The organism is Larkinella arboricola, from assembly GCF_003259745.1.
Taxonomy (GTDB): domain Bacteria; phylum Bacteroidota; class Bacteroidia; order Cytophagales; family Spirosomataceae; genus Larkinella; species Larkinella arboricola.
Window position 1 is genome coordinate 670413 of the sequence record NZ_QLMC01000002.1, and the last position, 14804, is coordinate 685216.

The 14804-nt window shown below is 54.2% G+C and carries 14 protein-coding genes; 3 read left to right on the forward strand and 11 right to left on the reverse strand.

Annotated elements, in window-relative coordinates:
• Positions 1–94: 94 nt before the first annotated feature.
• From LX87_RS09835 to LX87_RS09855, 5 genes are all read right to left on the reverse strand, one after another.
• A complete protein-coding gene (locus LX87_RS09835) occupies positions 95–1261 on the reverse strand; it encodes an amine oxidase (RefSeq protein WP_229310610.1) in 1167 nt (388 codons plus the stop codon).
• 143 nt (positions 1262–1404) lie between these two features.
• A complete protein-coding gene (locus LX87_RS09840) occupies positions 1405–1716 on the reverse strand; it encodes a hypothetical protein (protein ID WP_146624463.1) in 312 nt (103 codons plus the stop codon).
• 32 nt (positions 1717–1748) lie between these two features.
• Entirely contained in the window at positions 1749–1892 is a 144-nt protein-coding gene (locus tag LX87_RS28790; protein ID WP_170139337.1) for a hypothetical protein, read from the reverse strand.
• A gap of 294 nt (positions 1893–2186) precedes the next feature.
• Positions 2187–3335 carry a glycosyltransferase family 9 protein gene (locus tag LX87_RS09850; RefSeq protein ID WP_111628030.1) on the reverse strand — a complete coding sequence of 383 codons (1149 nt, stop codon included), beginning with the start codon at positions 3333–3335 and terminating at the stop codon, positions 2187–2189.
• 15 nt (positions 3336–3350) lie between these two features.
• Positions 3351–3932, reverse strand: a complete 582-nt coding sequence (locus LX87_RS09855) for a D-glycero-alpha-D-manno-heptose-1,7-bisphosphate 7-phosphatase (protein WP_111628031.1) — start codon at positions 3930–3932, stop codon at positions 3351–3353.
• A gap of 574 nt (positions 3933–4506) precedes the next feature.
• Between LX87_RS09855 and LX87_RS09860 the strand changes: the two genes are divergently transcribed.
• Both LX87_RS09860 and LX87_RS09865 read left to right on the forward strand, forming a co-directional pair.
• Positions 4507–5274: a ferritin-like domain-containing protein gene (locus LX87_RS09860; protein WP_111628032.1), complete on the forward strand. Its 768-nt coding sequence runs from the start codon at positions 4507–4509 to the stop codon at positions 5272–5274.
• A gap of 14 nt (positions 5275–5288) precedes the next feature.
• Complete coding sequence (locus LX87_RS09865) at positions 5289–6110, forward strand: ferritin-like domain-containing protein (protein ID WP_111628033.1); 822 nt, start codon at positions 5289–5291, stop codon at positions 6108–6110.
• A gap of 81 nt (positions 6111–6191) precedes the next feature.
• Here LX87_RS09865 and LX87_RS09870 read toward each other — a convergent pair whose 3' ends face one another.
• Together LX87_RS09870 and LX87_RS09875 are read right to left on the reverse strand one after the other, a co-directional pair.
• Positions 6192–7763, reverse strand: coding sequence for an FAD-dependent oxidoreductase (locus LX87_RS09870; RefSeq protein ID WP_111628034.1), 1572 nt, complete (start codon positions 7761–7763; stop codon positions 6192–6194).
• Positions 7764–7824: 61 nt separating this feature from the next.
• On the reverse strand, positions 7825–8700 hold the full coding sequence (locus LX87_RS09875; RefSeq protein ID WP_111628035.1) for an SDR family oxidoreductase: 876 nt from the start codon (positions 8698–8700) through the stop codon (positions 7825–7827).
• 222 nt (positions 8701–8922) lie between these two features.
• Between LX87_RS09875 and LX87_RS09880 the strand changes: the two genes are divergently transcribed.
• The gene (locus LX87_RS09880) at positions 8923–9678 is read left to right on the forward strand and encodes an OBAP family protein (RefSeq protein ID WP_111628036.1); all 756 of its coding nucleotides are present in this window, start codon (positions 8923–8925) and stop codon (positions 9676–9678) included.
• Positions 9679–9690: 12 nt separating this feature from the next.
• On the opposite strand, the gene LX87_RS09885 is transcribed toward LX87_RS09880, so the two are convergent.
• From LX87_RS09885 to LX87_RS09900, 4 genes are all read right to left on the reverse strand, one after another.
• The gene (locus LX87_RS09885; protein WP_111628037.1) at positions 9691–10818 is read right to left on the reverse strand and encodes a glycoside hydrolase family 130 protein; all 1128 of its coding nucleotides are present in this window, start codon (positions 10816–10818) and stop codon (positions 9691–9693) included.
• 16 nt (positions 10819–10834) lie between these two features.
• Positions 10835–11584 carry an SDR family oxidoreductase gene (locus tag LX87_RS09890; RefSeq protein ID WP_111628038.1) on the reverse strand — a complete coding sequence of 250 codons (750 nt, stop codon included), beginning with the start codon at positions 11582–11584 and terminating at the stop codon, positions 10835–10837.
• A 46-nt stretch (positions 11585–11630) separates the two neighbouring features.
• Positions 11631–13913 carry a hypothetical protein gene (locus LX87_RS09895; protein WP_111628039.1) on the reverse strand — a complete coding sequence of 761 codons (2283 nt, stop codon included), beginning with the start codon at positions 13911–13913 and terminating at the stop codon, positions 11631–11633.
• 229 nt (positions 13914–14142) lie between these two features.
• On the reverse strand, positions 14143–14802 hold the full coding sequence (locus LX87_RS09900; protein ID WP_111628040.1) for a DUF6766 family protein: 660 nt from the start codon (positions 14800–14802) through the stop codon (positions 14143–14145).
• Positions 14803–14804: the final 2 nt, after the last annotated feature.

A 14804-nucleotide genomic window follows, 5' to 3' on the forward strand; every position in this document is an offset into this window, starting at 1 on the left:
GATATGCACCGACTACTACTGCAAAGCCCAGCCAGATTGGCTGGGCTGCTTTTTTTATAAAATCCTCGTTTTGGCGAAGGGCTTGTAAGTGAACTTATAACCGAAACTGGCTGATGGCTGGCTGGGCATTCGTGTTGGCTATCAGCGCCTGGGCGTCGCGTAAAGCGTCGGCATACGGTTGGTACAGCACCCGGCGCGGAGGCTGCTGGCTAACCAGGCCGTTGGCATCCACCTCCGCATCCCACAAGCCGGACCGATGCCAGGGCGTCAGATGGTCCCAGTCCGGGCGGTCGATGATGGGGTACAGGCAGATGCCCCAGAGCGGAACACCCTGTTTCAACACAGCCGCACTTTCTCTGGCTACAAACCGAATCCAGAACGGCCGGTCTTCGCCGGGATGGCTGGTTTCCGACAACACAATGGGCCGTTGGTAGCGATTATAAACCTGCATGAACAGATCGCGCAGGGGACGCCAGCGGGGGTCGAGCGAGTCGTTTACCCACGGCAGAAACGCCCCGGACCCGACAATCCACTGATTATTGTAGTAGAAATTCAGCCCGACCATATCCAGGTATTCCGGACGACCGCCCAGTTCGGGGCACATTCGGCCACAGAGCATGTCAGTTGCCTGATACTGATCGTTATGCGCCAGCGCAGCCTGACCAATCTGCTCGGCGGTTGCGTTCATCGGGGGCACCATGTTGACCAGCGGTTCGGTGGTCAGAATACGGACGCTGGGGTCTATTTCCCGCAGGGCGGCCACTCCTTCAATGTAGGCGCGCATCAAACCGTACTTGACTTCCCAGCCCTGCCCAACGCAATAGGGCGAGGTACCCCGGGCATCGCCCCCCAGCCACGACAGAAAGCTGACCTCGTTGATCGGGGTCACAATCAGCGTGCTGTCGGGGTTAATCGAACGGTAAAACTGGACAAACGACCGGCACAGAGCCGCAAACCGGCGGGCAAACAGCGGGTGCAGGGGCGTCAGATCGTCCGGAAAACCAAAGTGACAGAGATCCCACACCTGCTGGATGCCGTTGGCCCGGCCCCGTTCCATCATGTGCTGAACAACGTGCCAGTCGTACTGGTAGGGCCGCTTCTCGACCTGGCTCCAGCGAATGCCTTCCCGAACCGTTCGGATACCAAACGGTTCCAAATCCTGGTAGTCATCATCCAGGCACTGCAAGTGCCCGGTGGTGTAAAGAAAATCAACCCGGTTTCCCCAGGCATTGAGTTTATCGGTGCATTCATAGCCAGCCATCCAGAAGGACCGAAAAGGATTAGAAACGCTGGGATCCGGTACGACAAGACGCTGATGCGGTAAAACATCCATTGAAGGAGCGGTTGATTTTGGAAGTGCAGTTGATTTAATAAAAAGATACGTAGAAAATTGATAAACTGCAATTACCGCTGCGTCTCGTCCCCATCATCCCGGTGGTCATCTTCGTTTTCTCCTTTTCCAGTGTTGTCAAGCGAATTGTCTTCGTGGGTATTTTTGTCCATCCGATCCCCCTGATTATGACAAAATTCCAGGGTAAGGGCAATCACGATAATCAGGCCAACTACCGCGCTAATCGTTGCCAGCCGCATGGTTCGGGAAGCCGGACGGCCAAAGTCTGGGTCTCCGGTTTTTTTACGGAAGGCGACCCGGTAAATGAGGTAGCCGCCAGCCACCAGCACCACCAGAAAAAAAATCATTTCAAGACCAACTCCCATAATCGTATATAGTTTGTTTTATACGCTCTAACTCAGCTCCGGAAAGAGTGAACCGAAAAGGAGAGATTAATGAGAATATGGCCCTGATTCACTAAAAACAACATCTGGACAGTGGAACCGGCCAGGCCGTTGCCTTCGGCCAGGTAGCCGGCCACTTCTTCCGCCACGTTGTCCATCCGGTTACGTGCAACGTCCGAAACGCTTCCGGGTCGAAGGAATAGGCAATGTGGTCGATCTAGGTGAGCTGAATGTTCGCGGTTTTCAGACAAAAGTCGATGGCATTATACGGTAATTCGTAGGTAGAAAAGGGGATTGGGCGTTTGCTGTGTTTGATGTGCGTAAAACGCTCTTCTTCGGCAGCCGCCAGCACAACGCCGTCTTTACCAGCACGGCCGCCGGATCGTGAAAGGCGGCATTGATACCTAATGTGTACATACCTTATGGTCTATCAGTGAATGAGTGAATGATTGTTAAGAGGTGACCATTGTTTTCTGACCCACCAGTTCATGAACCGCCTGCACAATTCCTTCGGGGGAGGCCCGGGGTTGGGCGGGTTCCGGAAAGTGTTGCAGCAGACGGTTTCGCGAACGAAGCGACCGGGGCACCTCGAAATACAACACTCGGCTGGGCACCATCCAGGGCGTGTGTTGCGGATTGGTCATGGCGTAGAGCACCACAACCGGCGTTCCGAGGGCTGCCGCGATATGAACGGGGCCGGTATTGTTGGAAATTAATACCGGGGCTTCGGCCACAAGGCCAATGAAGTTTTCCAGTGGCAAAGCCCCCGCCAGATTATAAGCTTTTTCGCCAATGCCCTTCCGGATCGTTTCGACGTAATTCCACTCCGACTTACTGCCGGTTAACAGAATCTGATAATCACTTTTTGCCCGAAGCTGCCGGGCCGCCTGAACATACTGATCCGCTCCAAAGCGCCGTTTGGCTTCGCTGACGCCCGCGTGCAGAATCAGCCACGGTTCGGACGTATGCACTCCCCAGTTTGTCAACATCTCCAGGGCCCGAAAGCGGGCTTGATTACTAACGGTAATGGATAAACGTTTTTGGGTGGTGGTACTGCCTATGGTGGCAACCAGACCAAGCTGTCGCTCCACTTCGTGCTGTGTAGCGACCAGAATTTCGGGGTCCGGAACCCAGTCGCTGATTAGTTCGTAGGGGTTTTCGCGGCAATACCCCAGTACGCGCGGAATACCGGCCACGTAACATATCAGCGCCGAGGGCAGCGGATTCTGGCTCTGCACATTGAACAGGATGGCGGCATCAAATGCGTGGTCTTTCAGCTGGCGGACCAGTTGCGGCAGTTCATCCCGTTTCTGGCGATTGACGGGCTGAACCCAGGGGACATCAAACGGAATCACAGCGTCAATCTCCGGAATAAACGGAGCGATAGCCGCGCCCGCCGAAGAGGTCAGCAACGTCAGTTTCCGGTCGGGAACCGATTCTTTTAAGGCCCGAAATGCCGGAGAGGTCATTAAGACATCGCCCATGTTGTCGGGACGAAAACAGAGTATATTCCTGCATTTCTGCCAGATGGCGGTATCAAAAGTCGCAAGGTCGGCCCTGACAGTCGTTGTCAGACTGTTTGCTATTGGTGAGGGGTTCATACACGTTATGCTGCTTCAGAGGGTTAGGGTAAGCCCTTTAACCGTTGGGTTCTCAAAGAATTCAACTGCTTCCGTCCAGGTGCTGACCGTATGCGTTGGCTCCCGGTACGGACCCGACTGCCACTCGGTTTCGTGGCCATTGTCGAGCAAAATCGTTCGGCAACCGGCCCGGTTGCCCGCTTCCACATCGTTGAGAATATCCCTAATCATCCACGAAGCCGTCAGGTCAATACCGTGTTCACGGGCCGCCTGCTGCAACATACCCGGTTGTGGCTTTCGGCACGAACACGAAACCGCATACGCCGGAACCCGGCCATCGGGATGATGAGGACAATAGTAAAAACCGTCGAGATGAACCCCAAAGGGTCTGAGCAAGTGTTGCAGGCGATTTGTTACGGCTTCCAGGGCATTTTCCTGAAAGTAACCCTGAGCAACACCCGATTGATTGGAAACAACCAGCAGCCGAAACCCCGCCTGCTGTAATAGATGTAACGCCCGGCCCGCGTCAGGGTAGAGCGTAATCGCTTTAGGATCAACATTAAACGGCACGTCATAGATCAGCGTGCCATCTTTATCAATAAAAACTGTTCTTTTCATAGGTTAGGCTGATCGACTCAGTTGAGCCGTCGGTATGGCATCCCGCAGCGCTTTTTCAATCCCCAGCGTTGCAGGTCGGGAGATACCCAGTTGCTGATACATAAGGGCGGTTGTCTGCGCTACCTGCAACCACGTAAATTCCTGATGGACACTCCGGAGCGCACGAGCCTGTAAGGTATGCCTCCGGCATCGACTCCTCCGACCACAGCCAACGGAGAAGCGTGCTCGCTTATTAAGGTTAGTTTTTGATTCATTGCGTGACGTGCCGCCAACTAAGGGTCCGAGTACATTCGGATCGTTGTTGTCAGATGGAAGTGGAACCGTCGCTTACTTGAAAGGTTAAATGACGAGGAATGTATGTTCTGGTAAATGAGGCAATGGCCCTCTGGATTGCTGTTCCTAATCCCTTGATTTCGATGCCGATTCCGGGTGTATCTCTATTCGCCAGACCGTATTCTCACTTTGGTTACTTAGGTGAAATTCCCGCAAAAACAAAACGCAAATATCCTTGTTTTTTATAACCGATTGTCATGCCTGTATGGCAACGGTTTTATCGCTAAAAAATGGTTAACTAATGGAAAAACTGAACACTTTACCAGACACGAAAAAAGGGCCGTCGGTTCCGGCGATTCCTTCGGTTGAACGGCGAATGTTTCTGCGTAACCTGGGGCTGGCCTCGGCTTCGGCCCTTGCGGTGTTGACTTCCTGCGCGAAGGAAGATCTGGCGGTACCCCAGGGCGGTCTGCGTCGTTCGGGAGCCCGGGTTGGAGCCACAGTGCTGCCCGATGGTTCCATTGATCTGGGAGACGGCGATATTGGCATCACCAATATGGCCTACGCTCTGGAGCAACTTGAAGTAGCGTATTACACAATGGCGTACGACCGGTCGGCCGGGTGGTCGGAAATGGACCGCCGGGTAATCCGGGAACTGCGCGATCATGAACTGGTCCACAGGGAGCTGCTCAAAGCGCTGCTGGGGCCGTATGCCATTCCGGAACTGGAATTTAATTTCAGTACGGTCGATTTCAACAACCGCAATGCCGTTTTTGATGCGGCTCAAAAGTTTGAAACCGTCGGAACCGGAGCCTACAATGGTTCCAGCAAGTTTGTTCAGGACCTGGAGCTTCTCAAACTGGCTGGCAAAATTGTTTCAATTGAAGCCCGGCACGCGACACTGGCCCGGCATATGATTCAGCCCGAAAGCCGGTTTGCCGTTGCGCATGAGCTGATTGACAACGGAGGGCTGGACGTAGCCTACTTTCCGGACGAGGTGCTGATGAAGGCCCAGCCCTTCATTAAACAGAAACTGAGCGGATCCAAGTTACCAGCCCCCATCATGTAAACCGTCACAGCCGTATGAATCTATTCAATATATTCTCCGACATTGAAAAAATCGATCCTGAAGCCGAAGCCCGCTTTGCGTTTACGCGCCGGAAAATGCTGAAAACGACCTCCATTGCAGCAGCCGCTTCGCCGATTTTTGTGGCCTCTGTTATTAACAAAGCGTACGCCGACAACGGCGATATTGTGAGCGTACTGAATTTTGCCCTGCTGCTGGAGTATCTGGAAGCCGATTTTTACGAAAAAGGTCTTATGTCGGGGCTTCCTTTTGGCAACAAGAGAGCCCTTTTTGAAGAAATTGGCAAACACGAAAAAGAACACGTCGATTTCCTGAAAGCGTCCATCGCATGGGTGGGTGGTCAGGCTATCGGCAAGCCGGAGTTTGATTTTACAGCCGGCGGTATGTTTCCAAACCCTTTCTCCAATTTTGATGTCTTTCTGACGTTATCGCAGGCTTTTGAGGACCTGGGTGTGCGGGCCTACAAAGGACAGGCTCCCAAACTGTTCAGCCACCGGGATGTGCTGCTTGGCGCCCTGAGAATCCACTCGACGGAAGCCCGTCACGCGGCTGAAATCCGGCTTGTGCGTGGTTTGCGGGTGTGGGCTTCCGAACAGGAAACGGGGGGCGCTCCGGCTGCGGTGTACAAAGGAGAAAATAACATTCACCACCACGACGCGGTGGATTTAATTTCGCTGACCTATAACAAACTGCTGGAAATGGCCGGGGGTGACCAGACACCGGCTGAGCGGATTGTCCGGGAAAGCTTTGATGAGCCGCTGACGAGGGAAGAGGTGCTGGCCATTGCCGGTCCTTTTGTGAGAACAGCAATGCCGTAAAGCCTGGCTAAAAAACAAAACCTTCCGGTTAAAGCCTTTTCGCTAAAACCGGAAGGTTTTTTCATGCGTCCGTTGATAGAATCAGGCGCTGATCGTGACGGCTTTCAGATCGCTTGCGGCTGGTCCGTTGACAACCACCCCTTTGCCCGTAAACCGGGAACCGTGGCAGGGGCAATCGAACGATTTTTCGTCGGCGTTCCACTGCACCACGCAGCCCATATGCGGGCAGAGGGCCGAGTGCGTATGGAGTTCACCCTGCTCGTCGCGGTAAGCGGCAATTTTCTGCAACCCGGAATTAATAATCGCCCCCTGTCCGTTGGTTAAGTCGTTGACGTCATCCACCTGGCTGCCCATGAAAAAATCGGCCAGCTGCTTCGTGAAATTGCCGGTTTCCTTCAGGTAATCGCCGGTTACTTTCAGCGAAATCCGCGACGGATCGTAGAGTTTGGCCCAGGGGTTTTCGCGGCCCAGAATCAGGTCCGGAATCAGCAAACCGGCAATGGTGCCGTGTGTCATGCCGTTGCCTGAGTCGCCGGTGACGATGTAAATGTGGTCGTTACCCGGATTTTTGCCGATGAAAGCCATCGCATCCAGCGGTTCCATCACCTGCCCCGACCAGCGGTATACGACCTCCGTTGCCATCGGGAAATGCTCGCGAATCCAGTCGATCAGCAACGGATAGCGGTCCGTTTCCGGAACATCTTCCTCATCCGCCTGACCGGTTTTATGGTCGTGTCCCCCGCAAATCACCAGGTCGCTTTCGGCATCCAGGCGCTGCAACCGGACGTAGGTGTAGGGCTGGCTGACCCATTCGGACTCCTGATCGCCCGTATCCCACCACAACGCCGTCGGCACGCTGCCTTTCGGAATCTTGACGCCCACCACGTAGGTCCGGTACGGCCACTGTTTGGTGTGCATCGTAAACAGATCGTTGATCGGCGTGTTGGTTGCTACCACCACATCGGCAGCCGTTACGGTATACTGATCGGTTTTAACACCGTCTTCCCGCACTTCCGTAACCCGTGTTTCGGTGAAAATCTCGCCCCCGAGCCGCACAAAAGCGTCCGTCAGTCCTTTCAGGTATTTCATGGGGTGAAACTGCGCCTGATTGGGGAATTGCAGGCACTGGCCTTCGTCTTTGGCAAAGCCGGGTACCTGCGCCAGTCGGTGGGTGTCGATACCGGCCCGGTGAGAAGCCGCAAATTCCTGATTCAGGGTTTCCGGCTGGTCGGTAGGGTGGAGAAACAGGTAGCCGTTCAGGCGTTCAAAATCGCAGTCGATGCCCTCTTCCTGCACCGTCCGCTCGATGAAATTGATCGCTTCGGTATGGCTTTCGGCGGCTATGCGGGCGCCTTCCTCGCCGTGGTAGTGTTCAATTTCCGTGTAGCTGTCGTCCAGTGCATTCGACAAATGGGCCGTGGTGCGTCCGGTTTCCCCGCTGCCCACGAAGCCGTCTTCCAGCACAATCACTTTTTTGCCCGCTTTCGCCAGGTTATAAGCCACAGACAAGCCGGAAATACCGGCACCAACAACGACGACATCCGCCGTACGGTCTTCGTTCAGGGGTGAAAATTGGATCGGATCAACCGTGTCGATCCAAAAGCTCAGGTGTTCACCCGACGTTCGGGCGCCCGGTTTTTGATCGGTATTCATTCGTACGTTCTACATTTAAAGCGATAGTTGATGAAAAAAACACCCGGTTTTGGGCACTGGGTCAGGCAATTGGCCGTCCGCCGGTAGCGCCGTAAATCTCGCCGGTTATGAAACTGCCTTCCTGAGCCGCCAGCAGAACATAAATGGGGGCCAGTTCGATGGGTTGAGCCGCCCGGCCAAAAAGCGTATCCTGACCAAACGTTTTGGTTTTCTCTTCCGGCATGGTCGACGGAATCAGCGGAGTCCAGACCGGGCCGGGAGCCACGGCATTGACGCGGATGCCCTTTTCAATGGCTTCTTTCGCCAGGGCCTTCGTGAAGTTGGCAATGGCGGCTTTGGTAGCGGCATAGGCCAGCAGCGACGGGTCGGGCATGTAAGCCTGAATGGACGTGGTGTTGATAATGGAGCCGCCCGGTTTCAGCAGCGGCAAGGCGGCCTTGCAGAGGTAGAACATGGCGTAGACATTGGTGCGGAATGTCTTGTCAAACTCTTCGGTGGAGAGTTCGTCAATCGACGTGTGACTCATCTGGAAAGCCGCGTTGTTCACCAGAATGTCCAGTTGGCCGAACGCATCCACGGCCCGTTTAACCAGCGCCTGACAGTGGGCTTCGTCCTGAATATCGCCCCCGACGGCAATGGCTTTCTGGCCGGTTTCTTCCACCAGCCGTACGGTTTCCTGCGCATCCTGTTCTTCGCTCAGGTAGGCAATCAGCACATCGGCTCCTTCGCGGGCAAAGGTCAGGGCAATGGCCCGGCCAATACCGCTATCTGCACCGGTAATGAGGGCTTTCCGTCCAGCGAGTCGTCCGCTGCCTTTGTACGACGTTTCGCCGTGATCGGCTTTCGGGGCCATTTTCTGATCGGAACCGGGATGGGGCTGGGGTTCCTGCTCGTAGGGAGGGGCCGGATACTGATGGCGTGGGTCTTGTTGTTGCATGGTTTATAACGTTGATTTTGATTCTAACCCCCAGCAAACGGGTTTGTTTCAATCGGACGGGCTTACCGAGCCTGTGGTTCGCTCCAATTCGGTCTGCTCCTGATTCGAGACCATTTGCTTATTTGAGGGGTGGGCGGCAAACAAACCGGGCGGTTGCCGGCTTACCAATAGCAGATTTGCTGCGTTCCGACAGCACTTTTTAGAAACTTAATGCAACGTGCTATGAATGTGAAATGGACAGTGAGTGGTCTGCTCGCCCTGCTGCTCACCGGCTGCGGTGGAAAAAACACGTCATCCAACGTCGAGTCGCCAGGGGGCGAAAAAACAACGAAAACCGAAGTGCTGGAAACCGGCGCGGATGTTATCCAGAACAAAGCGCCCCTTCAGGCCATGAGTATGTACCTCGACGGCTTTCACTTCTACAACGGAGACATGAAAGGGCAGATGGAAGCGCATCACTATTGTACGCAATTGAACGAAGACGTGGTTCAGTGCGTGATTTTTGACGGTAACGGCAAAGATGCCAAGGTGATGGGCGTGGAGTACATCGTGTCCGGAAAGCTGTTTAAAACCCTGCCTGCGGAAGAAAGAAAGCTCTGGCATAGCCATGTCCACGAAGTAAAATCCGGAACCCTGATTGCGCCGGGACTGCCGCAGGTGGCCGAGCACGAACTCATGGAAAAGCTCGTATCGACCTACGGCAAAACGTACCATACGTGGCATACTGACCGGGACCTGAAACTGCCACTGGGCCACCCGATGATCATGATGGGATTCACCAAAGACGGTCAGCTGGCCGACAGTCTGGTAACTCAGCGCGATCAGCGGTTTAACATCTCGACCGCCGAGAAGCGCCAGAACCGGGCCGATATTCCATCGCCCGCCGTACAGCCGGGCGCTAATGCCTGGGAAAAGGGTGAAGTCCGCCAACTGAAAGTAAGTGACGACAAGCAGCCCATTCCCGGTCACTCGCACTAAGCCGTCGGCGGGTTAGTCCAATCGGAAAGCCGTTTTGGGAATGTGCGTAATCCGGCAGGCCAGGTCATCTTCGCCCGAAGCTACGATGTAATCATCACCGGCATCGACAATCCCGGTCGTGAAAACCACATCCGACAGGTAAAGCTGATCCTGGAGCGGCTCAATCAGCGAAGGGCTGGCTTCCAGAATGGGCGTTACGTCTTCTATTTTCAGGATTTTACGGGGGTCATTGGCATCGAGCAAGGCCCAGAAGGTCCGGTAAATTCCCACTAATCCTTTTAGTTCGACTCCGTGGTACAGCAGCAACCAGCCCTGATCGGTCAGAATGGGCTGGGTTCCTCCGCCGATTTTCATGGTCGATGCCGACCCTTTTCGGGCGCGGATAAACGGTTCATCGGACGGTTTCCAGTGCAGTCCGTCGGGGGAGGAGGCCAGGTTAATGGAAGGGCCGGGGAAATAGTCGCTGCCGGGCCGGGCCGCAAAATACAGATCGCCCAGCGGCCGGGTGAGGGCGTAAAATTTCCCGTCGATCTTTCCTTCAAAGAAAACCATATCCTTGTTCTGGTGATCGAGGATAATGCCATGCAAGGTGTAATTCAACCCGTCGGTGGACGTGTAGAGCGTGGTGGAATGCCGTTCCGAACTAACCGAACAGGTCGTCATGTAGTAGGTGCCGTCGATTTTTGTGATTCGTGCATCTTCCACCCCGTATTCCTGGTAGGCCCGCTGGGGCGCAATGATTTTGTCGTAATGCACCGTCACCACCTGCGTACCGTCGGGGCTTAGTTCGACCGGCAGCAACCAGGATAAGGAGGTGAGGGCCATCACCCGGTAGGGGTAGCCCAGCACCTGAAATTTGCGGGGATCAGCCGCGTTGACACCGGCCAGCGGGTAGGCATCCAGTACGTAACCCCGTTCCTCATCCCACCGGATGGCGTGAATCTGCTCGCCCACGATGGGTTGCCGAAGTGCTTCGGCAACCCGGATCATGATCAGTAAATTACCGTTAGGCAGGCGGGCAAGTCCGGGGTTGAAAGCACCCAGGATGTAGGTGTCGGCCCGCAGCGTCTGACGCAGGGGTGAAAATGATAAATCAATGTCGTTGGGTGAAAAAATGAGCAAGTCCGTCGGGAAAGCCATATCTTCTATCGAAAGGTTAAATCAACTGAAGATGAGGACGAATCTGGATGGAAACCACATCACAGCGTTGGGGTTGGGTCAGGATGTAGTGTACGCAGACGGCAATATCCTCGGCCCGCAGCATTTCGCCGGTTTTCTCGTTTTCGCGTTCTTCCTCCGTCGTCGTGGGCTGCATATCCGAACCCACCGCCCCGGGTTCCACCAGACTGACTTTAATGCCATCTTTGTTAACTTCTTTCCGCAGGCTTTCCGCGAATCCCTGAATAGCGGCTTTGGTGGCTACATAAACCGAACTGCCTTCTTCCCGCACGTCGGCGCTCATAGAGCCGATCAGTACAATATGGCCCCGTTTCTGCGGCTGCATCCGGTTGAGGGCTTCTTTGGTCGTTGCCAGGTAACCGGCCAGATTGGTTTCGATGACATACCGCCAGTCGGCGTCTTCCATTTCACTGATTGATCCGGCGGCCAGAGCCGCGCTGTTGATGAGGATATCCAGACCTCCCAGCTTCTCTTCGGCCTGCTGAAAAACGCGTTGAATGTCTTCCGGCTTCGAGCTGTCGGCGATGATGCCGTCGGCCTGTCCCCCGGCTTCACGGATGGCGGTGAGCGTTTCGTCGAGGGGTTCCTGATTTCGCCCGAAGGTGAAGATATGGGCGCCGTAAGAGCCCAGCAGGATGGCGATGGCGCGGCCGATGCCGGTGGTTCCACCCGAAATAATGATCCGTTTTCCAGTAAGCGATTCAGTGGCGGTGTGTATGCTTGCCATAACGTTGTTAGGAGTTAGCGTATAATTAACTGTAAATCAGAATATATTAAGCCTTTTTGTTTGGTCCCCATTCCATGCGCAGGCGCTGGTTTCCCTTTACCCGGTACTCGTAATACCGTTCCTCTTTTTCTACGGGTTGGAGCGCAGGGCTTCCCGGAGCATCTTCGTCGAAAAGCTGCACGGTGGGCAACGTACGGCTTTTGGCAATAAGCCGTACCTGACACTGGAAGTCGGAGGTACCCGCCAGTCGCACAACGACATAGCCCTCATTTCGGCCCGTAAATTCGTACTCGGCGTGGTAGATCGGATAATCTGAAAAAATAATAACCGGGATTTTATCAAACTGTTTGTAGGCATAGGTGGTCAGAATGTACGGCAGAGCTCCGCCGTATACCTCCTGACCCACTTCCCCGGCCTGTTTCCAGCCCGTTGAGATATCTTCCAGCGGTATGGGCAGTTCCCGGATGAGCCGGCCTTCGCGGGGTTGTTGACAAAGCATCTCCACCGGCAGTTCCGAAGGGAAATAAAAACGCCCCCGGTGCAAAAGGTATTTGAAGTACTCCGAGAACATCAGCCGGACGGTTTCGGGCACATCCTGGCCAACTTCCTTGAGGTAATTCAGCATGGTAGCAAAAATTTCTGCTTCTTCGTAAGCCGCCAGGTAGGGGGCGTCTTTCAGCGGAGCCACTCCCATAAACGTGCTACGCGCCTGACCGAATCCGAAATTACACTCCCAGATCCACAGCCGGGCCAGAACATTGGCAAGCCCTAGTCGACTCAGGTCGAAATACAACCGGTTGCCGGTAATCTTCCAGAGCTTGGCCAGTGTCAGCGAACTCATGATGGTGATGTTGGTCTGATAGAGCAGTTCGAAGCCCTTGCCGCACAGCCGCTCAGCCGAGGCCACCGCTTCGTTCAGATAACGCGGATCATGGGTGAGCTCATAAGCCTGAACCATAACGTGGCTGTACAGCCCGGCCACATCAAGCTCTCCGCCTTTGCCTTCGGCTGTTTCGGCCTTGAGCACTTCCAGCGTCCGGATGTCGTAGAATACCGGCCAGTTGTAATTGAAGTGGTGTCCGGCTTTAATGACAAATTCTATGGAGCGAAACAACAGGTCTTTGGCATCGGTATTGCCCTTTTCGGCCAGTCGTCCCAGATTCATGAGCGTATGCAGCAAATACCAGGAGTCGATTTTGTTAGGGTCCTGTTCCTCACTGCGTTCTTCTTCTTTAAAGACACCGCCCGGCAACCAGCGCATGAAGGTTTCGTGCTTACTATCGTAGTACGCAGTCAAATTCCGCTGAAGCTGGTCGACGAGCGCAATAGGCTTGCCGAGCCATTCCTGATATTCCCATAGTGGTACCAGAATGGCCAGTTGGACCATGCTTTCGGGCGGTTTTTGCGTAGCATCGACGTAGGCGTTGACGTGGTAGCGTTTCTCGATCTGGCGGCCGCAATGGGGAGAGTCGGTCAGGGCCTGGATGGTTCGTTCCGAAGCCTTGGGCCAGTCGTAGTAGGCCGTTTCGGGTTTGGGCAGCAGCCGGTAAATTTGACCGAGTGCTTCCAGAAACTGATCAGCCGCCTGAAATTCGGTTTTAGGGACCATTGGCGACAGGTATATAAACGCATCCGACAGGACGACTTCCTTACCCGCTTCCAGAGGCTGATCGGACGAAGGAAGTGCAAAACCAACTTCGGGCCATTGTACCGTAACGGTATCCGATGGTTCGGTTTGGGTGGTTTGGCAATAGTCCGTTAAGGCTGTGAAGTTCTGAAAATAGAAGACGGACCCTTCAGAGGGCTGGGTGACGGACAGATAAGCCAGCCCGGAGGTCGGCCCGCTCTGGGTGACATATACCATGCCCTCGGTCGTAAGAGGGTTGTAATCCGTGTCCAGCAGATACAGGTCACGGGGGAAAGACTGGACCGTAAACGGCTGGGCGGGTTTCAGCGAGGTGGTGTAATGCAGCAGGGACTGGTCGGAATGGGGCCTTTCGATCTTGATTCGAAAGGTTCCCAGCGCACCCTCAACCCGGTATTCGACACGGTTACGGGTGGCCCGGATCTGCTCGACTTTCTGAATGAGCTGCGGGTCAAAACAGGTACGGATCGCCAGCTTTCCGGCTCCACCCCATTCCGTGATCAACCACAGGGAGTTTGTTGTCAGGCAAACTTCTACCGAGCCGGTTTTAAAGGCAAAAGGAAGCGTGTCCCGGTGTGTGGCGTTTTTAAATTGTTCATCAAGTCCGGTTACCCACTGCGATGTATTTTGCGTTCTGGTAAAGGGCTGCCAGTAGGTAGGACTGTTATACGTCTCAGTACGCATCGTCAATTGGTTGGTATTTTAAATCAACTTATAACCTTCAGTACGTCTATACGTACCGTTTACATATGAAAAAATAAGGGAACGGTACCAGAAAGAATTCTGCCACTCATTAGGTGGAGCAGTACCATCGAAATCTTTTGTTCTGCAACGGCAAACGATCACTCGGCATCCGGCAACCTGGTGTATGGAGGCTGGCAGATCCGGTATTCAGCCGGTGTGGCGCAGGAATTTATTCGCCGGTTTGCGAATCAGGCGCATCGACCGGCTTGGATTCGGGCGAGCCTTTTTGCCGCAGAAAAATGGATAACACGACGATGGAAAGCACCGACAGGAACTCACTCTGCCAGTTTTGCAGCGACTGAAACCAGAACTCACTGGTTCCCATAAATTGCCACATCGTTAGCGTTTCGCTTTTGCCTTTGAGCAGCTGTTCGGTATTGTACTGGCTGGTTCCGCCCAGGGCGTGCAGGAAAAAGGAGATAATGAACAGCAGGAAGAAACCCAGACTCAGGGAGTTCTGATAAATTTTGAGCACCCAGCCACCCCGACGAACGGGCCAGGGCGCACCCGGACGGCTCGGCGAAGGTTCGCGGTCGACTTCTTCTTCCTTATCAGGGTCTTTCGATTCGGAGGAGCCTTTCTGGTAGAGAAAAACCGTAAAGAGCACATACAGGCCCATTTGCAGAAACTCACTTTCCCAGTTTTCGAAAACAGATTCGATGCAGTGCCCGCTGGTCAGGTACTCCGCAAACGTAATCGATATTCGGCCATAATCGTTTAGTTCGCCATTGAAATCGTGCCAGCCCATCCATAAGTTGCCGCCGAGGGTTAAGAGTGTAATGAGCAATAGGATTAATGAAAGGCCGTTATCGCGCAATTTTTTTTTCATAC